Below are 25,344 nucleotides of genomic sequence, written 5' to 3' on the forward strand. Positions count from 1 at the left end.
GGTAAAGATGCTGAAGACCATCCTTGCGGGCCTGCGTGCCCGCACGGCGCGGCTGGTGCTGTCCAGCATCGCCATCGCGCTCGGCGTCGCGTTCGTGACGGGCACGCTCGTGCTCGGCGACGCGGTCGGGGAGCAGACCAGGGACAACTTCGCCCGCAGCGCCCGCAACGTCGACGCGGCGGTGCACCTCGCGGAGAACAGCCCCGAGCGGGAGAAGGGCATCCCGGCCGATCTCCTGCAGAAGATCCGCAACACGCCGGGCGTCGAGGGCGCGGACGCGCGTGAGTTCGCCAACGTGGCGCTGCTCGGCGGTGACGGCAAGGCGCGCAACGCGCTCGTCCAGCCGCTGCCGACGATGGAGAAGCTGCGCGACTTCAACCTCAAGGACGGCAAGTTCCCGGTCAAGGCCGACGAGGCCGCGATCGACAACAAGACCGCCCAGATCGCGAAGCTCAAGATCGGTGACAAGCTCAAGCTGCTCGACAAGGACGACGCCGAGCACACGTACACCATCGTCGGCACCTACCAGCAGGGTGCGGGCAGCAGCTCGATGTCCGGCAGCGACCACGTCGTGCTGTCGCAGGAAGGCCTGCGCGCGCTCGTCCCTGACCACCGGGTCTACGAGATCGTGGCCGTGGCGAAGGCCGGCGTGTCCCAGCAGCAGCTCGTCGACAACATCAGCAAGGCCGTCGGCTCCGGCTACCAGGTGCAGACCGGTGAGCAGCTGACCCAGGAGACGCTGGCCCAGGTCGGTGACGCCGCGAGCGAGATCAAGACGTTCCTGCTCGCGTTCGCCGCGATCTCGCTGGTCGTCGCGGCCATGGTCATCTACAACACCTTCACCATCCTCGTCGCCCAGCGCACGAAGGAGCTCGCGCTGCTGCGCTGCGTCGGTGCGGACCGCGGGCAGGTGTTCCGCAGCGTGCTGGCAGAAGCGGTCTTCATGGGCCTTGTGGCCTCGGTGCTCGGCATCCTCGGCGGGCTCGGCGTCTCGGCCGGCTTGCAGGCCCTGATCAGCACGGTCGGCGGCCCCGGCGGCGAAGACGCCCAGATCCGCCTGCCGATCTCGTGGGTGACCATCGCCGCCGGCTTCGGTGTGGGTGTCCTCGTGACCGTGCTCTCGGCTGTGCTGCCCGCTCGCCGCGCCACGCGGGTCGCCCCGGTGGCCGCCCTGCGTTCGCAGCCGGACAGCCACGACGACGTCGCCCGCACCGGCAAGGTGAGGATCGCCGTCGCGACCTTGATCGCGCTGATCGGCGGCGCCGCCGTCTACTTCGGCATGCAGCAGGAGAAGGAAGAGCCCGCGCTCTTCATCACCGGCGGCGGCACGATGGTGCTGCTGCTCGCGGTCCTGCTGCTCGGCCCGCTCTACGTGCCGGTGGTGAACCGCCTGTTCGGCAAGGCGCTGCGCGGCGTTCCGTCGAAGCTGGCCTCGGCCAACGCGGGTCGCAACCCGAAGCGCACGGCCGCGACCACGGCGGCGCTGATGATCGGCGTCACGATCATCGCCATGGTCTCCGTGGTGGCGGGCAGTGGCCGCGCGACCATGGTGGAGCAGGTCGACAAGCGGTTCCCGGCCGACTACGAGGTCACGTCGAACGTCTACAGCCAGCCGCTGACCCAGAAGTTCACCGACGAGCTCGCGAAGGTCAAGAACGTCGCGAAGATCGCGCCCGTGGTCACCGCGTACGGCGAGTCCGACAAGCTCGAGTTCGCCGACGTCACCGGCTACCCGGCCGACGCGATCGGTTCCCTGGTGCGCCCGGAGACGACCAGCGGCTCCTTGAGCGGGCTCAAGGACAACGAGATCGGCATGCGGGAGAAGGACGCCAAGACGGCCGGCCTCACCGTGGGCTCCACGCTCACGATCAGCGGCAAGGACTTCAAGGTCGTCGCGCTGATCAAGGACAACAGCTACGGCACCGGCATCGTCACGCTGAACTCGGCGAACGCGCTGCTGAAGGAGCCTCAGAAGGGCTACCAGAAGCTGCTGGTCAAGCTCGCGCCCGGCACCGACATCACGGTGGCGCGAGCCGACCTGGAGCGGGTCATCGCGACCTCGCCGGTGGCGGTGCTGAACTCCGCAGCCGAGACCAAGGCCGAGCTGAACGCGCAGATCGACCAGGTCCTGCTGTTCATCTGGGCCCTCGTCGGCCTGGCGCTGATCATCGCCCTGTTCGGCATCGCGAACACGCTGACGCTCTCGGTGCTGGAACGGACCCGCGAGTCCGCCCTGCTGAGGGCCCTGGGCCTGACCAGGGGCCAGTTGCGGCTGATGCTGGTGGTCGAGTCGATCCTGATGGCCCTGATCGGCGCGGTCGTGGGCGTGCTGCTCGGCGCCGGGTTCGGGTGGCTGCTGGTCGAGGCGCTCTCCAACTCGGAGTTCCGGATCAGCTTCGCCGTCCCGTACGGCCAGATCGGGATCATGCTCGCGCTGGCCGTGGTCGCGGCGATCATCGCCGCTGCCCTGCCCGCACGCCGGGCGGCCAGGAACTCGGTGGTCGCGGGCATGGCGGAGGCGTAGGACACCCTGCCCGGGCAGGCCGTCGGGAGCCTGCTCGGGAGGGTCGGGCGTGCGGAACAGGGGCCGCACGACCGGGGGATGGGCGGAGGTCCGGTGCTGTCGGGGCGCCGGGCCTCCGCTGTTTTCCACGAAAGGATGAAATTCGCTACCCGCCGAATCGGCGCCTCAACCGGAAGTCGGCGAAAATCTTCGGGGGCGCGCGTCACTTTTGGCCCGCCGGCCCCTCTACCTGGGGTGAGGGACGACCGGAGCGAGGGCCCGGTCGTCCCTCTCAGCGTTTGCGGCCTGCCTTCGGACGGGTCCAACCGAGACGCTCGCCGTTCCGGCACAGGTTTTTGTTGCCTGTCTCCACAAAGTTACGGAACGATGTCGACCGCTTGACACCCGCGCCTCATCGGTTGAGTGTGAGAGCGCTCTCATCACAGTTACCAGCGCCGTTGTAGGCGCCGTCGAGGAGGACGGATGAGCAGAAGGCTGGTCGGCAGCGTCGCTGCGACCCTCGTGATGGTTCTGGCCGCAGGATGCGGCGGGAGTTCCGAGGCCGATGGCAAGATCGAGCTGTCGCTGGGCCTGTTCTCCGACTTTGGGTACGACAAGCTCATCGAGGAGTACCAGGCCTCACACTCGAACATCAAGATCGAGCAGCGCAAGGTCAAGATGGAGCAGCACAACACCCAGCTGGCGACTCAGCTCGCCGGTGGGCGTGGTGCCGCGGACATCGTGGCGTTGGAGGAGGGCGTGGTCAGCCAGTTCCGCGCCTCCAAGGACAAGTTCGTGAACCTCGCCGAGTACGGGGCGAAGGACCTCAAGGACCAGTGGGCCGGTTGGAAGTGGAACCAGGGCACGGCTGACGGCGGTGAGTTCGTGCTGGGGCTGGGCACGGACATGGGCAGCCTCGGGCTCTGCTACCGGCGCGACCTGTTCGAGGCGGCCGGCCTGCCGACCGACCGGGCAGAGGTCGCGAAGCTGTGGCCGACGTGGGCGGACTACTCGAAGGTCGCTGAGCAGTTCACGGCCAAGACGCCGAACGTGAAGTTCGTCGACACCGGTCGCAACGTCTACAAGGCCATCCTCGACCAGACCGAGGAGGGCTACTTCGCGAAGGACGACTCGTACATCGCGGAGAAGAACGACAAGGTCAAGACGGCGTTCGACACGGCGGCGGCGCTCGGCACCAAGCAGCAGACCGGTGCCCTCGAGCCGTTCAGCCAGGACTGGAACGTCGCGCTGAAGCAGGGTTCGTTCGCCACCACCACCTGCCCGGCCTGGGCGCTCGCGCTGATCAAGGCGGGTGCCGGCGACGCGGCGGCCGGGAAGTGGGACGTGACGACGGCGCCCGGTGGCGGCGGCAACTGGGGTGGCTCGTTCCTCGCGATCCCGAAGCAGGGTGCGCACCCCAAGGAGGCGTACGAGCTGATCAAGTGGCTGACGGCTCCCGAGCAGCAGAAGCGGATCTTCAAGGAGACCGGCAACCTGCCCAGCCAGCCGAAGGTCTACCAGGACGCCGAGGTCCAGGCCACGGTCAACGAGTACTTCAACAAGGCGCCGGTCGGCCAGATCTTCGCCACCTCGGCGGAGTCGCTGAAGCCGACCTACCGCGGTACGAAGGACTCGAAGGTCGGACCGGTCTTCGCCACCGCTCTCACGCGTGTTGAGCAGGGCAAGCAGCCCGCGGCGGAGGCGTGGACGCAGGCGTTGAAGGAAGCGACGGACGCCGCCAAGTGACGGCTCTGCGCACTGTGACCGAGGCGGCTCCGGCCGCCTCGGTTCCTTCTTCTCCGCCGAAGACTCCGAAGCTCGGGCTGAGCCGCTGGGACGCCAAGTACACGCCGTACCTGATCATCGCGCCGTTCTTCCTGGTGTTCGGGATCTTCGGGCTCTACCCGCTGGTGTACACGGCGTGGGTGTCGCTGCACGACTGGCAGCTGATCGACGGCAACCAGGGATTCGTCGGTCTCGCCAACTACGTCGAGCTGTTCGGCGACGCCAAGTTCTGGAACGCGCTGTTCAACACGCTGAGTCTGTTCGTGCTCTCGACGGTGCCCCAGCTGCTGGCCGCACTCGGCCTCGCGGCGCTGCTGGACCGGGGCCTGCGCGGAAGCGCGTTCTGGCGGGCTGGTGTGCTGCTCCCGAACGTCATCTCGGTCGCCGCGGTGGCACTGGTGTTCGCGCAGTTCTTCGGCCGCGACTTCGGCATCGTGAACTTCCTGCTCGGCCTGATCGGGATCGATCCGATCGACTGGCGCGCGGAGACGTGGGCGTCGCACCTCGCGGTGTCCACCATGGTGATGTGGCGCTGGACCGGCTACAACGCGCTGCTGTACCTGGCGGCCATGCAGTCGGTGCCGAAGGACATGTACGAGTCGGCCACTTTGGACGGTGCGGGTCGCTGGCGGATGTTCTGGTCGATCACCGTGCCGTCGATCCGGCCGACGATCCTGTTCACCGTCGTCACCTCGACGATCGGCGGTCTGCAGCTGTTCGCCGAGCCCGCGTTGTTCGACCCCGGGTTCGCCGCCAACAACTCCACCGGTGGCTCCGACCGGCAGTTCCAGACGCTGGTGCTCTACATGTACGAGAAGGGCTTCCGGTTGTTCGACGCCGGCTACGCGGCCACCGTCGCGTGGATGTTGTTCCTGGTCGTCCTGCTGGTCGCGATCGTCAACTTCACGCTGACGCGACGCATCGCGGGCAAGGGGTGATCATGAAGAACGCGAAGGCAGGACCGCTGCTCTACGGGTTCCTGGTCGCCGTGCTCGCGGCGTCGGTGTTCCCGCTGTACTACTCGTTCATCGTGGCGTCGAAGGACAACTCGGTCCTCGGCGAGAAGGTGCCGCCGCTGATTCCCGGCGGCAACCTGGTCGAGAACATCACCCGCGTCTTCGACACCGTCGACTTCTGGCTCGCGATGCAGAACTCGTTCGTCGTCGCGTCGACGGTGGCGATCTCCAACGTCGTGCTGGGGTCGCTCGCCGGCTTCGCGTTCGCACGGCTGCGGTTCAAGGGACGCGACTCGCTGTTCCTGCTCGTGCTGGGCACCGCGATGGTGCCGACGCAGCTCGGCGTGATCCCGCTGTACATGCTGATGTCCGACCTCGACTGGTACGGCACGCTGCAGGCGGTGATCGTACCGGTGCTGATCGGGTCGTTCGCGGTGTTCTGGATGCGCCAGGCTTGTGAGGAAACGGTTCCGTACGAGCTGATCGAGGCGGCCCGCGTCGACGGGTGCTCGGTGCTGCGGACGTTCTGGCACGTCGGTTTCCCCGCCGTGCGGTCGCAGGCGGCGGTGCTGGGCATGTTCACGTTCATGACCGCGTGGAACGACTTCTTCTGGCCGTTGATCGTGCTGGACCCCAACGACAGCCCGACGGTCCAGGTCGCCCTGTCGACGCTGGCCAGTGGTTACTACACCGACTACTCGTTGATGCTCGCCGGCGCCTCCATCGCGGTGCTGCCGGTGATCGCGATCTTCGTCCTGCTGTCGCGCCAGATCGTCGGCGGCATCATGCAGGGCGCGGTGAAGGGATGAGTGAATGACGACCGATTCGGACGTCGAGGTCGAGCAGGAGGTGCTGACCTTCCCGCCGGACTTCCTGTGGGGAGCAGCGACCGCGGCGTTCCAGATCGAAGGCGCGACCACAGTGGACGGTCGCGGTGCGTCGATCTGGGACACGTTCGCGGCGACGCCCGGCAAGGTGCTGGCCGGCGACACGGGCGAGCCGGCCTGCGACCACTACCACCGGTACGAGGCCGACGTCGACCTGATGGCGTCACTGGGACTGGCCGCGTACCGGTTCTCCGTCGCCTGGCCCCGGATCCAGCCGAGCGGCAGCGGCGCGGTGGAGGAACGCGGCTTCGCGTTCTACGACCGCCTGGTGGACTCGTTGCTGGAGAAGGACATCCAGCCGCTGGTGACGCTGTACCACTGGGACCTGCCGCAGGTCCTGGAGGACTTCGGTGGCTGGCGCAACCGCGACACGGCCTTCCGCTTCGCCGATTATGCCGCCCTCGTGCATGAACGGCTCGGTGACCGGGTCCAGGCCTGGACGACGCTGAACGAGCCCTGGGTGTCCGCGTTCCTGGGCTACGGCAACGGGATTCACGCGCCGGGCATCACCGACGCGGTCGCGTCCCTCGAGGCGGCGCACCACCTGCTGCTGGCGCACGGCCTCGCCACCCAGGCGATCCGGGCACAGGCACCCGAGTCGCACCGGCTCTCGATCGTGCTGAACTTCAGCACGGTGTGGGCGGACGGTGACTCGGAGGCCGAGCTGGAGGCCGTGCGCAAGGTCGACGGCCTGCAGAACCGCATCCTGCTCGACCCGGTCCTCGGCCGCGGCTACCCGCTGGACGTCCTGCAGGACACGACGTGGCTGGGCGACTGGACGAACGTGGTGCGCGACGGTGACATGGAGACCATCGCGACCCCGGTCGACTGGATCGGCGTGAACTACTACAACCCGACCCGCGTCGCGCCGGCCGACCCGGACCACGTGCCGTCCGGTCCGCACGCGGGCCTGCGCGGCGTCACGCTGCAGCCGCCGCGCGGCGAGCTGACCGGGTTCGGCTGGGAGCAGAACGCCGACGCGTTCACCGAGCTGCTGGTGCGGCTGTCCCGCGACTCCGCGGGCATTCCGCTGGTGGTCACCGAGAACGGGTCCGCGTTCCCGGACGTGGTGGACCCGGTGGGCCGCGTGGTGGACGTCGAGCGGACGAAGTACCTGTTCGACCACGTGCGTGCGGTGCACAAGGCGATCTCGCAGGGTGCGGACATCCGCGGCTACCTGGCGTGGTCGTTGCTCGACAACTTCGAGTGGGCGGCCGGGTACTCGCAGCGGTTCGGGATCGTGCACGTCGACTTCGAGACGCAGCGGCGGACCGTCAAGGAGAGCGCGGTGGCGTTGTCCCGGATCATCGGGCGCAACGGCCTGCCCGCACGCGGTTACCCCGTTTAGCTCACCAGATCGGGCCGAGGGGGCCTGGCGCTCTCACCTGCGGATACTTCTGCCCGCAGGTGAGAGCGCTCTCTTGTTCCCGGCCTGGTCAGCGGCGACGCAGCACGCGCGGGTCGGCGTGCAGGTTGTCCGCGAGCCTGATGGTGATGAACTCGTTGTTGTCCGGCTTGCCCGGCGTGCGGCCCGACGACGACGGGAAGTTGTTGTCGTTGAGCACCGCGATCGTGCGGTCGTCGAGGATCGTGACGTCCTCGATCGTGACGAACGGGAACTTGAACGGGTCGGCCTGCCCGCCGACGTGCTTCGGGTTCGCGAGGTTCAGCAGGTCGGCGACCATCGTCTTGTCGAGCTTGCCGTCGGAGTCGCGGTCCCGCTTGTCCGCCAGGTAGACGCGCTTCACGATCGCGTCGGCACCCTGCGCGCTGTCGCGTTCGATGATCAGCAGCCGGTTGTTGTCGACGGCGATGGCGTCACCGATCGCGAAGTTCGGGTCCTCCAGCTGATAGCGCCACGTGGTGCCGGTGAAGGTGTTCGAGGCGATGTCGAACTCGTTGAGGCGCAACGTTCCCGGCGTGTCGCCGGCGACGGTGCCCTCGAGCAGCGCGTTGATCTTCTTGCCGTCGGGGGAGAGGGTGATGCCCTCGAAGCCCTTGCTGCCGCCGATGTTCGGGTTGCCGGCGGGGTTCTCCGGTGCGCGAACGCCGGGCAGCGGGGCGGGCGGCGCCAGCAGGCGTCCGGCGCGGTCGAAGTGCAGCAGGTAGGGGCCGAACTCGTCACCCATCCAGTAGCTGCCGTCCGCGCCCCGGGTGATCGACTCGATGTCGATGTCCGCGCCGGTGATCACCCGGTCCTGCCTGGTGATCGGGAACGGGATGTGGCCGTTCGGGTCGGTCAGCGTGATGCCGCCGAGCACGTCGACGCTGCCCGACTTGAAGTCCGGGGCGATGCGGTGGATCCGCAGCAGGAAGTCCGCGCTGTTGGCCTTGGTGCCGTAGCCGTTGTCGGAGATGGCGTCGAACGTGCCGTCGCTGTTGCGGACCAGACCGCTGAAGCCCTGGATCGGCTGGTCGGCGAACGGCGGCGTGACCCCGTTGATCGGGTTCGTCCCCAGTGCCGCGCCGCTCGGCTCGCTGCCGGGCAGGAAGGTCACGGCCGGCAGGAAGGCGAAGTTCGTCAGCGTCGCCTGCTTGGGCTTCTGCTGGCGGGCCGTGTCCGGCGCGGCCGTGGTGGGTGTGGCCAGCGCCGTGACGGTGAGCAGGGTGAGCCCTACAGCCAGTGTTCTCCTCATGCACGAACCCTAATGCGGATCGTTTTACCCGCAGTTCGCATTCAGGCAACAGGTTCGAGGAATTCTGGAGACATGACGACGACCTGGCGCATGCGCTTCGAACTCAGCGACAGCCCCGGCGCGCTCGCCCGCGTCACCATCCGGCTGGCCGACGCCGGCTGCAACGTCCTCGCGTTGCACGTCATCCCCGTTCCCGGCGGAGTGCTGGACGAGATCGTCGTGCAGGCGGCGGAGGGTGTCCTGCCCGCGGACCTCGTCGAGGCCATCCGCAGCGAGGGCGGCAAGTGCGCGGGCATCACCAGGGCGGACGTGCGTGATCTCGTCGACGAACCGACGGCGGTGCTGCGTGCCGCCAAGATGGCGCTGACCGATCCGAACAGGACTCCCGAAGCACTGCGCCAGGTGCTGGCGGCGGACTCGGTGACCTACGGCGAGGCGGTTGACGATCAGGCGCAGCTCGGCGACATGGTGGCGCGGCGCGGCTGGTCCAGATTCACCCAGGTCGAACTCGCGCGGGCGCAGGCCCTGCTCGATCTGCTCGACGCACCGGCGCCCGCGATGCGAGGCATGCTCAGCAATGACGGTGTGGCACTGGTTCTGCGGCCGGGCACGAACGCGGACGAGGACGCGGTGGCCGGTCTGCACACCCGTTGTTCCATGAGGACTCTGTTCAACCGCTACCACTCCGGCATGCGCACCGTGCCGCGCCGCTGGCTGCACCGGTTGCTCAACCCGCCGCGCGGCACCACGATCCTCGCCCAGTGCGCGGACCAGGTGGTGGCGCTGGGACAGCTCATCCACACCGGCACGCCGGACTGCGCCGAAGTTTCGCTGCTGGTCGAGGATGCGTGGCAGAGCCGTGGCGTCGGCACGGCACTGCTCGGCGCACTGGCCGCGGACGCCCGTGCCGCCGGGTTCACCGAGCTCGTCGCGTGGTGCCTGCCATCGGAGAACGCGCTGGTGCGGACCGCTGCGGCGGCCGGTCTGGCGACCACGACACGCCGGGAGGACGGCCTCCTGCGGGTGTCGATCGAGCCGCGCGGGCGTGCTCAGATGGCGCCGATTACAACGGATGTTGCTGAAAAAACACGATGAACAGCGCGTAGACACTCCGCGGAGATCGCTTCCCGCTAAGCTGACCAGCGACTCAAAGGTTTTCATCGAGGAGTTGGTGGCTCGTGTCCAACCACGCGCGTCCGACGTTGGAGGACGTGGCCGCGAGGGCTGGGGTCTCCCGTGCCACGGCGTCACGAGTGCTGAACGCGTCGCCGCGGGTCAGTCCTGAGGCACTGGAAGCGGTCAACGCCGCCGTGCTCGCCTTGGGCTACCAGCCGAACCGCGCCGCCAGAGCACTGGTGACCCGCCGCACCGGCGCCGTGGCCGTGCTGTTCTCCGAGCCCGAGCCCAAGATCTTCGACGACCCGCACTTCGCCCGCCTGATCCGCGCGGGTGCCCGCGCGCTGGCCGACGTCGACGTGCAGATGGTCCTCATGCTCGTGCACTCGTCGGACGACCAGGCGCGCGCTCACCGCTTCCTCGCGGGCGGGCACGTCGACGGTGCGCTGGTGTTCGCGCCGCACCGCAACGACGAGCTCGTCGCCGTGGTGAAGAAGCTGGCGCTGCCGGTGGTCTACGCCGGCAAGCCCTGGGGATCGTTGCGCGGCATGCACCTCGTCGACAACGACAACGAGGGCGGCGCCGTGCTCGCCACCGCGCACCTCAAGTCGCTCGGCCGCAAGAAGATCGTGCACGTGTCCGGTCCGCTGGACGAGCTGTCCGCGATCGACCGCCTGAACGGCTTCAAGTCGGCGCTCAACCTCGACGACAAGGCCGCCGCGAAGCTGACCGAGGACGGTGGCTTCACGCGCGAGGGCGGTCGCAAGGCGATGTCCTCGCTGCTGGCGAAGATGCCTTCGCTGGACGCCGTGTTCGTGGCGTCGGACCTCATGGCCGCCGGTGCGCTGGAGACGTTGCACGAGGCGGGCAAGCGGGTGCCGCAGGACGTCGCGGTCGTGGGCTTCGACGACCACGTGGCCATCGCCGAGCACACCTCACCGCCGTTGACCAGTGTGCGGCAGGACTCGGACGAGCAGGTCAAGCACATGGTCGAGCACCTGATGAAGCTGCTGCGCGACGAGACCGTCAAGACCAAGAAGCAGATGCTGCCCACGACGCTGGTGCGGCGCGAGTCGGCCTGAGCGACTTGGCGCGAAAAGCACGTTGGTGCCGCTAGACGGCCCGAACGTGCTTTTCGCGCCAAAAGTTGCAGGCGGGCTCAGGGGCTCAGGTTCTTGCAGGTGGGCGGCGGCAGCGGGTTGAGCGGGCTGCACGGCCACCCGGACGACGTGGGCGTGGCCGTCGCCGGCGGGTTCGGCGGTGGTGGCGGCTCGGGGTTCGTCGCGGCCGGCGGTGGGGTCGTCTTCTTCGGCGTCTGCTGCGTGCTCGGTGCCGAGCTGCTGGTGCTGCTCGGCGGTGCACTGCTCGGGGCGGAGCTCTCGGTCGAGCTCGCCGGGGTGTTCGAGGTCGAGGTGACCCAGCTGGAGGCGGGTGTCCGGCTCAGCGGATCTTCGTCGCCGACACCGTGGATCGCCATGCCGACCAGCACCCCGAGCAACGCGGACCCGAGCACAGCGGAGCCACCTGCGGCCCACAGTGCGCGCACAGCAGTCCTCCTCAATGCTCACGGTTGGAAGTCAGGCGATTACGCTCCTCGGCAGATTACCCGGAAGGCCGGTCGCAGGAGAACGCTCACCTGCTTGCCTTATCGGCGCCTTGACGCCCCCGGTTGAGTGATCGCTGTCACTGAACTGTGATCCGGGCAAGGACCAAACTGGCACCAGAAAGGCCTGCCACCAGCACGGTTCCGGTCAAATGCCACGTCGGAGCGTCACCCGAGCAGGTGAACACCTCGGTGAAGCGTTCCGAGGAGCACGTCACGAACGGGACGGTCGACAGCGCGATGCTCGAGGCCGCGACGCCGCCCAGCAGAGCCGAGCCGAACACGCGCATCAACGGGAACGCGGCGTTGGCCGTGCCGATCGCGGCGACGGCGAAGAGCAGTGGCACCGGTCTGGGGAAGAGGCCCGACAGAGCGCAGCCGACCATCAGGACACCGAGCACGGCCTGGCCGATCCTCGCCTGCGTCGCCACGGCAGCGACCCTAACAACTCCGTAAGGTCTTTTCGGCACGGTTTGCCCCAGTATTTTCGGTATGCCGCATCGCCGATTCCTGATTCCCGTCGCCGTCGTCCTGGTCGTGGCGCTCGGGGTCGGGTTGTACCTGTTCCAGCCGTGGCGACTGTTCACGGTCCGCGAAACGCACGACGCGTTGCTCGTGCCTGCCGGACCCGTGGCAACGTCCACGACTTCCTCTGGTGCATCTGCCGGAACGCCCGCGCCGGCTCCGGCCGAAACGCCGGAAGAGGTCGCGACAGGTGAGTGGCGCTCACTTGAACACGCCACCACCGGTAAGGCGAGCCTCATCAAACTCCCCGGCGGCGGGCATTCGGTCCAGTTCGCGTCGCTGGCCACCAGTGACGGCCCTGACCTGTACGTTTACCTCTCGCCGCACGCTTCGGGCTCGTCCGAGAAAACATTTGGTCAGGGATTCACCAGTCTTGGCAAGTTGAAGGGAAATCGTGGCGACCAGGTGTACGAAATTCCCGCCGGCGTGGACCTGTCCGCCATTCGGAGTGTCGTGATCTGGTGTCAGCGGTTCTCCGCGGGTTTCGCGGTGGCGCCGCTGGAACAAACCTGACCGCTGCTCTTTTCGCGCTATTGACTTTCCTGGTCTAGACCACATAGCGTGAAGAACAGGACGCAACACCATCGTCCCTTGCCGGTGGGCGGGCGGATGCCCCATTGGCAAGGAGCACGGCTCACTGGGTGGGCCTTCGCCGGCGGTGACGCGGCTCCAACTCTCCCCGGAGCCGCGTCACCGCCGGTGGCGTTTTACTGTGGTTCGTGCACACCCGGACCGTGGCGATCCACTACGTGCGCGCGGCCCTGCGCGCCTGCCCGTCGCCGTCCGACGTCCTCGCCGGCGCGGGCATCCCGGCCAGCCTGCTCGCCGACGATCGCGCCCGCGTCACCCCGGCCCAGTACACGCGGCTCATCCAGACCCTCTGGGAGATCCTCGACGACGAGTTCATGGGCTTCGGCCCCCGTCCGTCGAAGCGCGGCACGTTCCCGATGATGTGCCTGCTCGCCGTCCACTGCCCGGACCTGGAGTCGGCGCTGAGACGCGGCCTCACCTTCTACGCGCTCTTCGACGAACCGCTGGAACTCTCGCTCACCGACGGCCGCTTCTCGCTGCACGTGCCCGGCGACCCTGATCATTTCCTGACCGAGTCGCTCCTGGTGCTGTGGCACAGGTTCTCGTCCTGGCTGATCGGCCGCCGCATTCCGCTGCAGGAAGCCACGTTCGCGTATCCGGAACCCGCGCACGCCGCCGAGTACCACCTGATCTTCGGCTGCCCGCTCACGTTCGACGCGCAGGCCACCGCGATCTCGTTCGACCAGAGGTTCCTGCGCATGCCGGTCGTGCAGGACGAGGCGGCGCTGCGCCGGTTCCTGCGGCACTCGCCGGCGGATCTGTTGTCGCGCAGGGACCACGGCGCGGACACGGCGGGCCACGTGCGCAGGCTGCTCGGCAGCGGGGCGAGCGGGCTCGAGGCCGTGGCGGCCCGGCTGGGCGTCTCGGCGCCCACGCTGCGGCGGCGGCTGGCGGCCGAGGGGACGTCGTTCCGCGAGGTGCGGGAACAGCTGCTGCGCGACCAGGCGGTGGCCTCGCTGGTGCGCGGCGGTGAGTCGGTGGAGGAGTTGGCGCTGCGCCTCGGGTTCTCCGAGGCGAGCGCCTTCCACCGGGCTTTCAAGCGGTGGACCGGGTCGTCGCCCGGCTCCTACCGCGCCTGACTCAGGCCGGAACCGGCAGCTGACCGGTAGCTGGCAGCGGGCCTGGCTCTCCCGCCTGGACCGGACCCGGCGTGAACGCCGGAATCGGGAACGGGTGAGCGCGACCCGGCGGGTCGCCCTCGTCACCCAGGGCTGCCGGAATCGGCGTCGGCGAGAACGGCGGGATCGGCTGTGGCGTGTCGGCCAGCGCCTGTCCCCCCAACGCCAGCAGCGCGGCACCGGTGACCGCGAGCGTGACGAGTGTCTTCTTCACGAGGATTCCCCCTCATCGAGTTGATCGACGAAAGGATCATGCAGCCGCCCGAGGGCGGCCGCATGAGCATCCCCATGCTCAAAAACCCTGCCAAAACCTCAAAACGATCGCCTTCGACTCACCACTCCCAGGCGTCGTCCACGGCCTGGGTGGCCTGCGCGACCACGTCCGCGGGCTTGCCCGGCCTGCTGGCGCAGCAGTCCGTCACGTCGATCGGAACCGGTCCGGCCAACGCGAGCAGCGCAACTCCGAGCGTCGCGATCCTCGTCTTCATGAAGTCCCCCAAATCCTCGACGATTTCCGCGAACGTAGCAGGCGGCCGCCGCTGTGACGGCCGCATTCACGCCACCTCAGAATCGTTCGCGCTCCCGCAGCGAGGCCGGCGGCCGGAACCGCTCCCCGTACGTGTCCGCCAGGTAGTCCGCCCGCTCCACGAACGCCTGCACGCCGTAGGAGTTGATGAACTGCAGCGTGCCACCGCTCCACGGCGCGAAGCCGAACCCGAAGATCGAGCCGATGTTCGCGTCCGCCACCGAGGTCAGCACGCCCTCGTCCAGGCACCGCACCGTCTCCAGCGACTGCCTGAACAGCAGCCGGTCCCGGACGTCCTGTTCGGACACCCCGGCGTCGGCCTTCACGTACCGCGTGGTCAGCTCCGGCCACAGGAACTTCTTCGACCCGTCCGCCGGGTACTCGTAGAAGCCCGCGCCGCCGGACTTGCCGGTGCGTCCCAGCCCGACCAGTTCGCGGATGAGGTCGTAGGCCGCGCTGTCCGCCACCAGTGACGGGTCGTCGGCCAGCGTCTGGTCGTGGATCTTCAGCTGCAGCGACAGCGTCACCTCGTCCGAGACGGCCAGTGGGCCGACCGCCATGCCGGCCTTGCGCGCGATGTTCTCGATGAACGCCGGAGCCACGCCCTCGGCCAGCATCGTGATCGCCTCGACCACGTACGTGGCGAAGGTGCGCGAGGTGTAGAAGCCGCGCGAGTCGTTGACGACGATGGGCGTCTTGCCGATCTGCCGCACGTAGTCCAGCGCGCGCTGGAGCGTCTCCTCGGACGTCTTCTCGCCGCGGATGATCTCGACCAGCCGCATCTTCGGCACGGGCGAGAAGAAGTGCAGGCCGATGAACCGCTCGGCGTCCGGCACCGCGGCGGCGAGCCCGGTGATCGGCAGCGTCGAGGTGTTGGAGGCGATCACCGCGTCCGGCAGCGACTGCGCCTCCGCGGCCGCCAGCACCTTGTTCTTCAGCTCGCGGTTCTCGAACACCGCCTCGATGATCAGGTCGCACCCGGCGAGGTCGTCGTCGGAGTCGGTCGGCTTGATGCCTTCCAGACCCTGAGCGCCCTTCTGCGCGCCTTCGAGGGTCACGTCCTTCAGAACCACCTCGATGCCCGCTTTTGCCGACACCTCGGCGATTCCGGCGCCCATCATGCCCGCGCCCAGCACGCCGAGCTTCGCCACGCGCTTGCCAGATGAGGACGCCCGGCCGTTGACCTCGTTGAGGTTGAACCAGAACGCCGTGATCATGTTCTTGGAAACCTGACCGGAGGCCAGTTCCACGAAGTAGCGGCCCTCGATCTTCAGCGCGGTGTCGAAGTCGACGTACGCACCCTCGACCGCCGCCGCCATGATCTTCTCCGGCGCCGGGTACGCACCGTGCGACTTCTTGCGCAGCACGGCAGGAGCCGCACCCAGGAGCCCATAACTGTTGGGGTCAGCGAACTTCAGGTCCGGCACACCCGCGCCCTGCACGTCCCACGGCTGCACCGGCGCCGGGTTCGCCAGAATCCACGCGCGTGCCTCGGAGAGCAGTTCCTCGCGGGTCTCCACCACCTGGTGCACGAGACCGGCCTGCAGCGCGCGTTCCGGCCGCAGCTGCTTGCCCTCCATCAGCAACGGCAACGCCTTCTGCACGCCCAGCAGGCGCACCATGCGCGTGACGCCACCGCCGCCGGGCAGCAGCCCCAGCGTCGCCTCTGGCAGGCCGATGCGGATGCCGTTGTCGTTCAGCACGATCCGGCGGTGCGAGGCCAGCGCGATCTCGAAACCGCCGCCCAGCGCCGAACCGTTGATCGCCGCCACGACCGGCTTGCCGAGCTTCTCCAGCCGCCGCAGCTGGGACTTGAGCTCCTCGACGCCTTCCAGCGCCTGGTCGGCGTTCTCCGGCGTGATCGCGATCAGCACGTTCAGGTCGCCGCCGGCGAAGAACGTCTTCTTGGCGGACGTGATGATCACGCCGGTGATCTCGTCGCCCTCGAGCCTGGTGACCGCGTCGCCCATCAGCTCGCCGTACTCGGTGTTCATGACGTTCGCGGAGCCGGACATGTCCATCGTCAGGGTGACGATGCCGTCCGCGTCCTTGTCGTAGTGGAACGGCATCTCAGACCCTCTCGATGATCGTCGCGATACCCATGCCGCCGCCCACGCACAGCGTGGCGAGGCCACGGCGCAGGTCCCGGCGCTCCAGCTCGTCCAGCAGCGTTCCGAGGATCATGCAGCCGGTCGCGCCCAGCGGGTGGCCCAGCGCGATGGCGCCGCCGTTGACGTTGACCTTGTCCTCGGGGATGTCCATGTCCCGCAGGAACTTCAGCACCACGGACGAGAAGGCCTCGTTGATCTCGAACAGGTCGATGTCCTCGACCGAGAGCCCGGCCCGGTCGAGAGCCTTGCGCGCGGACGGCGCCGGCCCGGTCAGCATGATCGTCGGCTCGGACCCCACCACCGCGACGGACACGATCCGCGCCCGCGGTGTCAGCCCGAGAGCCTTGCCCGCCGCCGCCGAACCGATCAGCATCGCGGCGGCGCCGTCGACGATCTGCGACGAGTTGCCCGGCGTGTGGACGTGGTCGATGCGTTCGACGGTGGGGTAGCGGTCGATCGCCACGGAGTCGTAGCCGAGGTCGCCGTGGAACTGGAAGCTGGGCTTCAGCCGGCCCAGAGACTCCACAGTGGACTCGGGACGGATCGTCTCGTCCTCTTTGAGCACCACGGTCCCGTTCTGGTCGACGACCGGCACCACGGAACGCTCGAAGAACCCGTTCTTCTGCGCCTCGAAGGCACGCGCGTGCGACCGGGCCGCCCACGCGTCGACGTCGGTGCGCGAGAAGCCTTCCAGCGTCGCGATCAGGTCGGCCGACACGCCCTGCGGCACGAACGACAGGTCGAAGTTCGTCTGCGGGTCGATCGCCCAGGCGCCACCGTCGGACCCCATCGGCACGCGCGACATCGACTCGACGCCACCGGCCACCACCAGGTCCTCGAACCCGGACGCGACCTTGGCCGCGGCGAGGTTCACCGACTCCAGGCCGGACGCGCAGAACCGGTTGAGCTGCACGCCCGCCGGCCGCTGGTCCCAGCCCGCGGCCAGGACGGAGGTGCGGGCGATGTCGCCGCCCTGCTCGCCGAGCGGTGACACGACGCCGAACACGACGTCGTCCACCGCGGAGGTGTCGAGAGAGTTGCGTTCGGACAGCGCGCGCAGCACACCGGCGGCGAGTGCGACGGGCTTGACGCTGTGCAGCGACCCGCGCTTCCCCTTACCGCGCGGCGTGCGCACCGCGTCGAAGATCAAGGCTTCGCTCATGGCACCCACGCTAGGGCCGCTCACTCGACCTCGCCATGACCGTGGAGGGTGACCGATTAGCTCATCAAGAACTCCATGTGCTCGGCTTCGAACGAATCCACGAAGCCGAGCCGCTCGTACAGCCGCCGGGCAGGCAGGTTGTCGTCCCACACCCGCAGCCGCACGAGCCGCCAGCCCGCGGCGGACGCCCACGCCAGCACCTCGCGGACCAGCGCCTCACCGACCCCGCGCCCGCGGTGCGAGTCGCGCACCCACATCGAGTAGAGGTAGAGGCCGTGGGGCTCCGGCGTGCCCGCCACCATCCCGACCGGTTCGCCGTCGAGTGCCACCAGCTTCACGCCGTCGACCAGCCCGTTTCGCCAGTCCGGCTCGGAGTACTCCTCCTCGCGCGCCAGCGTCGACCCGAACTCGTCGGGGTCGGTGGCCAGGGCCTCCAGGCGGATGTCGCGCCACAGCCGCCACTCGTCCGGCGTGACCTGGTGGATCTGCATGCGGAGCAGTCTCTCCGACGAGGTGGGAATTTCGCTCACTTTTTCGGGTGACTAGGAGGCGCGGCGGTCATGGCGTGGATCACTGCCGGGTGGTTTCGTGGGAGCCATGGCAGAGCGTCGATCGCGGTGGATGGACAGCGACCTGGACCAGTTGCGCCAGCTCGCCCGCACGTTCCTGGAGAAGGAGGTCGCGCCGCACGCCGAACGCTTCGCCGAGCAGAAGCAGGTCGACCGCGACCTGTGGCGCCGCGCGGGCGAGGTCGGGCTGCTGTGCCTGAGCATCCCCGAGGAGTACGGAGGCGGCGGCGGCACGTTCGCACACGAGGCCGTGCTGCTCGAGGAGCAGGCACGCGCCGGTGACAGCGCCTGGGGCAACAGCGTGCACAGCGGCATCGTCGCCCACTACCTCAACGCGTACGGCTCCGAGGAGCAGAAGCAGCGCTGGCTGCCCAAGCTCGCGTCCGGCGAGTACGTCGGTGCCATCGCCATGACCGAACCCGGCGCGGGCTCCGACCTGCAGGGCATCCGCACCAGGGCGGTTCGCGACGGCGACGAGTACGTCATCAACGGCTCGAAGACGTTCATCACGAACGGCCTGCAGGCGGACCTCGTCATCGTGGTGGCCAAGACCGACCCGGCCCAGGGCGCGCAGGGCATCTCGCTGATCGTCGTGGAGAACGACATCCGGCGTGGCCGCGTGCTCGACAAGGTCGGCATGAAGGGCCAGGACACCGCCGAGCTGTTCTTCGACGATGTGCGGGTGCCGGTCGCCAACCTCCTGGGCGATCAGGAGGGCCTCGGGTTCATCCAGCTCATGCACCAGCTGCCGCAGGAACGCCTGATCATCGGCGTGTGCTCGATCGCGGGCATCGAGGCGGCCGTCGGCGTGACGCTGAAGTACGTGAAGGAGCGCACGGCGTTCGGCAAGGAGCTGATGAAGTTCCAGAACACCCGCTTCAAGATCGCCGAATGCGCCACCGAGGCGGCCGTGACCAGGGCGTTCATCGACGAGTGCATCGAGAAGCACCTTCGCGGTGAGCTCGACGTGCCCACGGCGGCGATGGCGAAGTGGTGGGCCAGCGACCGGCTGGGCAAGGTCGTCGACGAGTGCGTGCAGCTCTTCGGCGGCTACGGCTACATGAACGAGTACCCGATCGCCCGTGCCTGGGCCGACGCTCGCGTGCAGCGGATCTTCGGCGGCACGAACGAGATCATGAAGGAAATCATCGCGAGGTCCTTGTGACCGGGCCGCTCGCAGGGCTTCGCGTGGTCGAGCTCGCCGGTCTCGCACCCGCGCCGTTCGGCTGCATGGTGCTCGCCGACCTGGGCGCGGACGTGATCCAGGTGCACAAGCCGGGCAGCCACTCGACGGTCCCCGGCGACTTCCTCACCCGCAACCGGCGCTCGGTCGCGATCGACACCCGCCGCCCAGAGGGCGCTGAGCTGGTGCTTCGCCTCGTCGAACGCTCGGACGTGCTGGTGGAGGGCTTCCGGCCGGGCGTGACCGAGCGGCTGGGCATCGGGCCGGCGCAGTGCCTCGCCCGCAATCCGCGCCTTATATATGGACGCATGACGGGCTGGGGCCAGGACGGGCCGCTCGCCGACCGGGCCGGCCACGACATCAACTACATCGCCGTCGCGGGTGCGCTGGAACCTCTCGGACGGGCCGGTGGACCGCCTTCGTTCCCGATCAACCTGCTGGGTGACTTCGGCGGGGGAGGGCTGCTGCTGGCCGTGGGCGTGCTGGCCGCGCTGTACGAACGCGAGCGCTCCGGACGTGGCCAGGTCGTCGACGCCGCCATGGTCGACGGGGCGGCGTTGCTGACGACCTTCCTGCACGGGATGCGGTCCGCGGGCATGTGGCCGGGCGGGCGCGGCGAGAACATGCTCGACGGCGGCGTGCCGTTCTACGACGTCTACGAGGCCGCGGACGGGCGGTTCGTGGCCGTGGGCGCGCTGGAGGAGAAGTTCTACGCCGACCTGGTGCGGGTGCTGGGCCTCGAGGACGCGCCGACCCGCAACGACCCGGCGAACTGGCCTGAACTGCGAGAACGCATCGCGGCGGCGGTGAAGACCCGGACGCGGGACGAGTGGGCGGACCTCGCGCGGGACACGGACGCGTGCCTGGCGCCGGTGCTGACCCCCGGCGAGGCGGCGCGGCATCCGTACAACGCGGCGCGTGCCACCTTCGTGGACGTCTCCGGTGCGCTGCACCCCGCGCCGGCACCTCGGTTCGACCGCACTCCGACGACGGTTCCGACGCCTCCGGTGAAGACCGGAATGAACACCGCGGAAGTGCTTGCCGACATGGGTGTGGCGGACGCCGAAATTATGGAACTGCGGCGGGCAGGAGTAATTGGATGAACGCTCGGGTGCGTATTAATAAGGACAGCACGCGATGACAGAGCGTGATGCCTGGTGGTCGGCATCCGGGTGAGGCCCGGTTCAACAGTGTCTGGTCCAAGCTGTGGGATGCGAGGGTCTCCGTATTCACCTCGTGCCCAGGACATCGGCGCTGGAAGCGGGCCTCTTGAGCCGCCATTCGGGTGACGTTGGCCGCGGTGCAGGCGTGCGTGGTTGGTGGATCTTAGGACCAGTTGGGCGTGGTCGTTGTTCATCGCAAGGGTGAATGAGGGACCATGACGGGTGACACGGGCGGTCCGCCGCCTCACCTGTGAACGACATGGACGGAGAGGTACCTGTGAACCTCAAGAAGGTGCTAGTGCTGGCGGGCGTCGCGCTGGTGCTGTTCCTCCTGATCACCCAGCCCGAGCAGTCTGCGTCTGCCGTGCAGCAGGTCCTCGGCTGGCTGCGTCAGGGCGCGGAGTCGATCATCACGTTCATCAGGAGCCTCTTCGCCGTGGGGACCCCCATCGGGCAGTGACTCTGGGTGATCCTCGGTCATCCGCGTTGGACCGGATGGGTGGAAAGAGGCCAATCACGCACTGGTAACGGGTGTTCTGGGGATTCAGGGTCTGGCGATTGTCAGACCTACCGAATACCTTCCGCTGCAATGGCCGATCCCCGACCGACGAGGAGGCATGGATGGTCGAGGACTCCGGGGTCCACGAGCTGTTGCAGCAGTGGGCGGCTGAACGGTCTGATGATGCAGAGATGCAGGAGGTGAACCGGATCAAGAACGCGTGGCTCGCTGAGGCTCCCCCCTCGGCGCCAGGCATCCCCGTGCAGCGGGGAGGCAGGGGCGGGTCGTCGCGTGGCTTGGTCAAGGTCGACTCGGCGGATCCGGCCTACGTGGCCGCGATGCGCAAGCGGGCGCCGGAGGCACCCGAGGCTTTGCTCGCTGCCGCGGCGAGCTACTGGCAGCTGGTCGGTGACGTCAGCGAGGCCGAGCAGTGGTGGGACGCGGGCATCAGCCCGTTGGACCAGCGCGCGCTCGACTACCGCGCTGCGGGCCTGTCCCCTGCCGATCTCGGGAGGCGCCTGGGACCGATGACGGTTCTTCAGCACCTTCGTCGTGGCTCTGCCGCGGCCTGGTGTGTCGCACGTCTGCAGAGGCAGCGCCGGGACGGTGTGGCGTAAAACGAACGGTGGGCGAGGTGTGCTCGCGGAACGCGCTCGCGGGAGTTCGTTTCTCGGTGCTTAGCGGGGGCCGAGCCCCCACACCCCAGCCGGGGGCAAGCCCCCGGACCCCCAACCGGGTCGGCCTTCCAACGCGGAGGCACTACCCAGGTGATTCGGGACCCAGGTGATTTGAGGGGCAGGCTCTCGGAGGCGGGAGCCCTACCCAAGTGAATCGGGACCCAGATGTTTCGCGGGGCAGGCTCTCGGAGGCGGGAGCCCTACCCAAGTAGTCTGGAGGTCGTGCGCGGCCTCCTTACTCCCCAGCGAGTGTTGATCGGGTTTGCTTGCCTGGTCGCACTGATCGCCTGTTGCGGGCTCGCGTACTGGCAGTGGCAGCGCTTCGAGTCCGCCAGCGGCACGTTCCAGAATCTCGGTTACGTGCTCCAGTGGCCGCTCTTCGGCCTCTTCCCGGCCTTCATGGTGTGGCGTTTCCGCCGGCTGGCCCGTCAGCGAAGTGACGAGGATCCGGTTGCGCCTGCTCCGGAGCCGGTGGCTACGGTTGTTGCCGTCAAACCCGCGCCTGTTGAGCATTTCGACGATCCTGAAGACGCGGAGCTCGCGGCCTACAACCGCATGCTCGCGGACCTCAACGCGCGGGACGGTCGTTGAGGTGAAGGCGGGCAGATGAAGGGTGCGTTGACCCGGTTCAGGGTCATGGCTTACGTGGTCGGTGTCTTCCTGCTGCTCTTGTGCGTGGCCATGGTGCTCAAGTACGCCGCGGACATGGGTCAGATGATGAAGGTCGTCGGTCCGGTCCACGGCTTCCTGTACGCCATCTACCTGGTGATTTCCGTCGACCTGGCGCTCAAGCTGCGCTGGTCGCTCAAGGGCACCGCACTCGTGCTGCTCGCCGGGACGGTCCCGTTCCTGTCCTTCTGGGCGGAGCGCAAGGTGGTCGAGAAGACTGCGCAGGGCGTGCCGCTGTGACGTTTGGCCTGCTAGCGTCTGGGGCTGACAACTGAACACGGCCGTCGATGTCGCGCGGAAGAGACCCCTTCACTCGGGGCGCCGAAGGAGCAATCCCTCCCCGGAATCTCTCAGGCACAGGTACCGCGCGACGAAGGCAACTCTGGAAAGCAGGCTCATCAGCAGCCTCGCCCACGGTGCAAGCCACTCCGGTGGCGAAGCTCTCAGGCTCATGACAGAGGGGGAGGCTCGCTCTAGTGAGGAGTCTCCGATGGACCGTGTCATTCTTCTGTTGCCTCAGCCGGCCTGGTCCGGCTCTTCGGCGCACCCTGGAGGAGCGTTCTGATGTCCCGCCTCACGCCTCTGAACGCCGAGCACGAGCAGCTCGGCGCGATGTTCACCGACTTCGCGGGCTGGCGGATGCCGCTGCGCTACTCCAGCGAGCTCGCCGAGCACCACGCGGTGCGCACCACCGCGGGCCTGTTCGACCTCACGCACATGGGTGAGATCGTCCTGACCGGAGCCCAGGCCGGCGAGGCCCTCGACTTCGCGCTGGTCGGCCACATCTCGGCGCTGGCCGTCGGCAAGGCCCGCTACACGATGATCACGCAGGCGGACGGCGGCGTGCTCGACGACCTGATCGTCTACCGCCTCGGCGACGAGGAGTTCATGGTCGTCGCGAACGCCTCCAACGCCGCCGTGGTGCACGAGGCTCTCGTCGAGCGCGCCGCCGGTTTCGACACCGTCGTCACGGATTCGTCGACCGACTACGCGTTGATCGCGATCCAGGGCCCGAAGTCGGTCGAGATCCTCGCGGGCCTGACCGACACGGACCTCTCGACGGTCAAGTACTACGCCTCCTACCCGTCCACGGTGGCCGGTGTCGGCGCGCTGCTCGCGCGCACCGGTTACACCGGCGAGGAGGGCTTCGAGCTGTTCGTCGCGCCCGCCGACGCCCCCGCTGTGTGGGCCGCATTGCTGGAGGCCGGTGAGGCGCACGAGCTCAAGCCGTGCGGCCTCGGCTGCCGCGACACGTTGCGTCTCGAAGCCGGAATGCCCTTGTACGGCAACGAGCTCACGACGTCGCTGACGCCGTACAACGCGAACCTCGGCCGTGTCGTGAAGCTCGACAAGCCCGGCGACTTCGTGGGCCGGGACGCACTGGCGAAGGTCGCGGAGTCCGGTGTGGACTCGGTCCTGGTCGGACTGAAGACCCCCGAGCGCCGCGCCCCGCGCCACGGCTACGCGGTCCTGAACGGCGACGAGGTGGTGGGCGAGGTGACGTCGGGCGCGCTGTCCCCGACTCTCGGCTACTCGGTCGCCATGGCCTATGTGACGAAGGCGAGTGCCGAGCCCGGCACCCAACTGCTGGTGGACGTCCGCGGCAAGAAGCAGCCGGTCGAGGTCGTCGCACTTCCGTTCTACAAGCGCGCCAAGTAGGGAGTTCTTCCAGATGTCCGACCAGTTCAACGCTTCCCTCGCGGAGTACGACCCCGAGGTCGCCGAGGCCGTCGCGGCCGAGCTGGCGCGCCAGCAGGGCACGCTCGAGATGATCGCCTCGGAGAACTTCACGCCGGTCTCGGTCCTGCAGGCGCAGGGTTCGGTGCTGACCAACAAGTACGCCGAGGGCTACCCCGGCCGCCGCTACTACGGCGGCTGCGAGCACGTCGACGTCGTCGAGCGCCTGGCCATCCAGCGCATCAAGGACCTGTTCGGCGCGGGCTTCGCGAACGTCCAGCCGCACTCGGGCGCGCAGGCCAACGCAGCGGCGATGTTCGCGCTGCTGCAGCCCGGCGACACGATCCTGGGCCTGGACCTCGCGCACGGCGGTCACCTGACGCACGGCATGCGCATCAACTTCTCCGGCAAGCTCTACAACGTCGTGCCGTACCACGTCGCCGACTCGGACGGCCGCGTCGACATGGCCGAGGTCGAGCGCCTGGCGCAGGAGCACCGCCCGAAGCTGATCGTCGCCGGCTGGTCCGCGTACCCGCGCCAGCTGGACTTCGCCGAGTTCCGCCGCATCGCGGACTCGGTCGAGGCCTACCTGATGGTCGACATGGCGCACTTCGCGGGCCTCGTGGCCGCCGGCCTGCACCCGTCGCCCGTGCCGCACGCGCACGTCACCACGACCACCACGCACAAGACCCTCGGTGGCCCGCGCGGTGGCGTGATCCTGTCGAACGACGCGGACATCGCCAAGAAGATCAATTCCGCGGTGTTCCCCGGCCAGCAGGGCGGTCCGCTGGAGCACGTGATCGCCGCCAAGGCCGTCGCGTTCAAGCACGCCGCCTCGCCGGAGTTCGCCGACCGCCAGCGCCGCACGCTGGAAGGCGCGCGCATCCTGGCCGACCGCCTGTCGCAGGCGGACGTCGCGTCCGCGGGCGTGAAGGTGCTGACCGGTGGCACGGACGTGCACCTGGTGCTCGTCGACCTGGTGAACTCCGAGCTCGACGGCAAGCAGGCCGAGGACGTGCTGCACCAGATCGGCATCACGGTCAACCGCAATGCCGTCCCGAACGACCCGCGTCCGCCGATGGTCACGTCGGGTCTGCGGATCGGCACGCCGGCGCTGGCCACGCGCGGGTTCGGCGAGGTGGACTTCGCCGAGGTCGCCGACGTCATCGCCGAGGCGCTGAAGCCGGGGGCCGCGGTGGAGGAGCTGCGTTCCCGGGTCGAGGTGCTCGCGGCCAAGCACCCGCTGTACTCCACGCTCTGAGCTGGACCTGAAAAGGGGCGCCACCGGGACTTTGAACCGCTCCCCGAAAGTTGGACTGGGAATCCAGTTCCGACTCTTCGGGGAGCGGTTTGGTGCATCCAGGAAGTTCGTTGTCGCAGGGTCAGCG

General features: G+C 68.4%; 25 protein-coding genes and 2 riboswitches. Of the genes, 17 read left to right on the forward strand and 8 right to left on the reverse strand.

Annotation, left to right across the window (positions count from 1 at the left end; translation table 11 throughout):
• Nucleotides 1-7 precede the first annotated feature (7 nt).
• From ACIA8G_RS39730 to ACIA8G_RS39750, 5 genes are all read left to right on the forward strand, one after another.
• Nucleotides 8-2,524 (forward strand): ABC transporter permease, encoded by a 2,517-nt coding sequence (locus ACIA8G_RS39730; protein ID WP_396423942.1) that lies wholly within the window; start codon nt 8-10, stop codon nt 2,522-2,524.
• Between the two features lie 462 nt (nt 2,525-2,986).
• A complete protein-coding gene (locus tag ACIA8G_RS39735) occupies nt 2,987-4,249 on the forward strand; it encodes an extracellular solute-binding protein (protein ID WP_396423943.1) in 1,263 nt (420 codons plus the stop codon).
• A gap of 77 nt (nt 4,250-4,326) precedes the next feature.
• On the forward strand, nt 4,327-5,226 hold the full coding sequence (locus tag ACIA8G_RS39740) for a carbohydrate ABC transporter permease (RefSeq protein ID WP_396423978.1): 900 nt from the start codon (nt 4,327-4,329) through the stop codon (nt 5,224-5,226).
• 2 nt (nt 5,227-5,228) lie between these two features.
• Nucleotides 5,229-6,053, forward strand: coding sequence for a carbohydrate ABC transporter permease (locus ACIA8G_RS39745; RefSeq protein WP_396423944.1), 825 nt, complete (start codon nt 5,229-5,231; stop codon nt 6,051-6,053).
• A gap of 4 nt (nt 6,054-6,057) precedes the next feature.
• A complete protein-coding gene (locus tag ACIA8G_RS39750; protein WP_396423945.1) occupies nt 6,058-7,479 on the forward strand; it encodes a GH1 family beta-glucosidase in 1,422 nt (473 codons plus the stop codon).
• Between the two features lie 88 nt (nt 7,480-7,567).
• On the opposite strand, the gene ACIA8G_RS39755 is transcribed toward ACIA8G_RS39750, so the two are convergent.
• Entirely contained in the window at nt 7,568-8,767 is a 1,200-nt protein-coding gene (locus tag ACIA8G_RS39755; protein ID WP_396423946.1) for an esterase-like activity of phytase family protein, read from the reverse strand.
• Nucleotides 8,768-8,839: 72 nt separating this feature from the next.
• Here ACIA8G_RS39755 and ACIA8G_RS39760 point away from each other — a divergent pair, with 72 nt between their 5' ends.
• Together ACIA8G_RS39760 and ACIA8G_RS39765 are read left to right on the forward strand one after the other, a co-directional pair.
• Nucleotides 8,840-9,862: a GNAT family N-acetyltransferase gene (locus ACIA8G_RS39760; protein ID WP_396423947.1), complete on the forward strand. Its 1,023-nt coding sequence runs from the start codon at nt 8,840-8,842 to the stop codon at nt 9,860-9,862.
• Nucleotides 9,863-9,945: 83 nt separating this feature from the next.
• Nucleotides 9,946-10,965, forward strand: a complete 1,020-nt coding sequence (locus ACIA8G_RS39765) for a LacI family DNA-binding transcriptional regulator (RefSeq protein ID WP_396423948.1) — start codon at nt 9,946-9,948, stop codon at nt 10,963-10,965.
• A 77-nt stretch (nt 10,966-11,042) separates the two neighbouring features.
• Here ACIA8G_RS39765 and ACIA8G_RS39770 read toward each other — a convergent pair whose 3' ends face one another.
• Entirely contained in the window at nt 11,043-11,429 is a 387-nt protein-coding gene (locus tag ACIA8G_RS39770; protein ID WP_396423949.1) for a hypothetical protein, read from the reverse strand.
• A 137-nt stretch (nt 11,430-11,566) separates the two neighbouring features.
• On the reverse strand, nt 11,567-11,917 hold the full coding sequence (locus ACIA8G_RS39775; protein WP_396423950.1) for a hypothetical protein: 351 nt from the start codon (nt 11,915-11,917) through the stop codon (nt 11,567-11,569).
• 106 nt (nt 11,918-12,023) lie between these two features.
• Here ACIA8G_RS39775 and ACIA8G_RS39780 point away from each other — a divergent pair, with 106 nt between their 5' ends.
• Both ACIA8G_RS39780 and ACIA8G_RS39785 read left to right on the forward strand, forming a co-directional pair.
• Nucleotides 12,024-12,524, forward strand: coding sequence for a DM13 domain-containing protein (locus ACIA8G_RS39780; protein ID WP_396423951.1), 501 nt, complete (start codon nt 12,024-12,026; stop codon nt 12,522-12,524).
• Between the two features lie 206 nt (nt 12,525-12,730).
• Complete coding sequence (locus ACIA8G_RS39785) at nt 12,731-13,681, forward strand: AraC family transcriptional regulator (protein ID WP_396423952.1); 951 nt, start codon at nt 12,731-12,733, stop codon at nt 13,679-13,681.
• Between the two features lies 1 nt (nt 13,682).
• Here the strand turns inward: ACIA8G_RS39785 and ACIA8G_RS39790 are convergent, their stop codons facing one another.
• The 5 genes from ACIA8G_RS39790 to ACIA8G_RS39810 form a co-directional block, all read right to left on the reverse strand.
• Entirely contained in the window at nt 13,683-13,934 is a 252-nt protein-coding gene (locus tag ACIA8G_RS39790; RefSeq protein WP_396423953.1) for a hypothetical protein, read from the reverse strand.
• Nucleotides 13,935-14,052: 118 nt separating this feature from the next.
• Entirely contained in the window at nt 14,053-14,208 is a 156-nt protein-coding gene (locus ACIA8G_RS39795; RefSeq protein WP_396423954.1) for a hypothetical protein, read from the reverse strand.
• A 76-nt stretch (nt 14,209-14,284) separates the two neighbouring features.
• The gene (locus ACIA8G_RS39800; RefSeq protein WP_396423955.1) at nt 14,285-16,315 is read right to left on the reverse strand and encodes a 3-hydroxyacyl-CoA dehydrogenase NAD-binding domain-containing protein; all 2,031 of its coding nucleotides are present in this window, start codon (nt 16,313-16,315) and stop codon (nt 14,285-14,287) included.
• A 1-nt stretch (nt 16,316) separates the two neighbouring features.
• Nucleotides 16,317-17,519, reverse strand: coding sequence for an acetyl-CoA C-acetyltransferase (locus ACIA8G_RS39805; RefSeq protein ID WP_396423956.1), 1,203 nt, complete (start codon nt 17,517-17,519; stop codon nt 16,317-16,319).
• Nucleotides 17,520-17,575: 56 nt separating this feature from the next.
• Nucleotides 17,576-18,010, reverse strand: a complete 435-nt coding sequence (locus ACIA8G_RS39810; protein WP_396423957.1) for a GNAT family N-acetyltransferase — start codon at nt 18,008-18,010, stop codon at nt 17,576-17,578.
• Nucleotides 18,011-18,116: 106 nt separating this feature from the next.
• On the opposite strand from ACIA8G_RS39810, the gene ACIA8G_RS39815 reads away from it, so the two are divergent.
• The 8 genes from ACIA8G_RS39815 to glyA all read left to right on the forward strand — a co-directional run bounded on the left by ACIA8G_RS39815 (nt 18,117) and on the right by glyA (nt 25,217).
• A complete protein-coding gene (locus tag ACIA8G_RS39815; RefSeq protein ID WP_396423958.1) occupies nt 18,117-19,253 on the forward strand; it encodes an acyl-CoA dehydrogenase family protein in 1,137 nt (378 codons plus the stop codon).
• Nucleotides 19,250-20,374: a CaiB/BaiF CoA transferase family protein gene (locus tag ACIA8G_RS39820; protein WP_396423959.1), complete on the forward strand. Its 1,125-nt coding sequence runs from the start codon at nt 19,250-19,252 to the stop codon at nt 20,372-20,374. Before ACIA8G_RS39815 ends, ACIA8G_RS39820 begins: the two co-directional genes overlap by 4 nt.
• Nucleotides 20,375-20,711: 337 nt before the next feature.
• On the forward strand, nt 20,712-20,894 hold the full coding sequence (locus ACIA8G_RS39825) for a hypothetical protein (protein WP_396423960.1): 183 nt from the start codon (nt 20,712-20,714) through the stop codon (nt 20,892-20,894).
• Between the two features lie 161 nt (nt 20,895-21,055).
• Nucleotides 21,056-21,550, forward strand: a complete 495-nt coding sequence (locus ACIA8G_RS39830) for a helix-turn-helix transcriptional regulator (protein WP_396423961.1) — start codon at nt 21,056-21,058, stop codon at nt 21,548-21,550.
• A gap of 282 nt (nt 21,551-21,832) precedes the next feature.
• Nucleotides 21,833-22,201 (forward strand): hypothetical protein, encoded by a 369-nt coding sequence (locus ACIA8G_RS39835; protein WP_396423962.1) that lies wholly within the window; start codon nt 21,833-21,835, stop codon nt 22,199-22,201.
• A gap of 15 nt (nt 22,202-22,216) precedes the next feature.
• Nucleotides 22,217-22,519 carry a DUF3817 domain-containing protein gene (locus ACIA8G_RS39840; protein WP_396423963.1) on the forward strand — a complete coding sequence of 101 codons (303 nt, stop codon included), beginning with the start codon at nt 22,217-22,219 and terminating at the stop codon, nt 22,517-22,519.
• Nucleotides 22,520-22,564: 45 nt separating this feature from the next.
• Nucleotides 22,565-22,655: riboswitch (glycine riboswitch) on the forward strand.
• Nucleotides 22,656-22,747, forward strand: a riboswitch (glycine riboswitch).
• A gap of 96 nt (nt 22,748-22,843) precedes the next feature.
• Nucleotides 22,844-23,938: a glycine cleavage system aminomethyltransferase GcvT gene (gene gcvT / locus ACIA8G_RS39845; RefSeq protein WP_396423964.1), complete on the forward strand. Its 1,095-nt coding sequence runs from the start codon at nt 22,844-22,846 to the stop codon at nt 23,936-23,938.
• Nucleotides 23,939-23,951: 13 nt separating this feature from the next.
• Complete coding sequence (glyA, locus tag ACIA8G_RS39850) at nt 23,952-25,217, forward strand: serine hydroxymethyltransferase (RefSeq protein WP_396423965.1); 1,266 nt, start codon at nt 23,952-23,954, stop codon at nt 25,215-25,217.
• Nucleotides 25,218-25,344: the final 127 nt, after the last annotated feature.

This window comes from Lentzea sp. NPDC051213 (assembly GCF_044455585.1).
Taxonomy (GTDB): Bacteria; Actinomycetota; Actinomycetes; order Mycobacteriales; family Pseudonocardiaceae; genus Lentzea.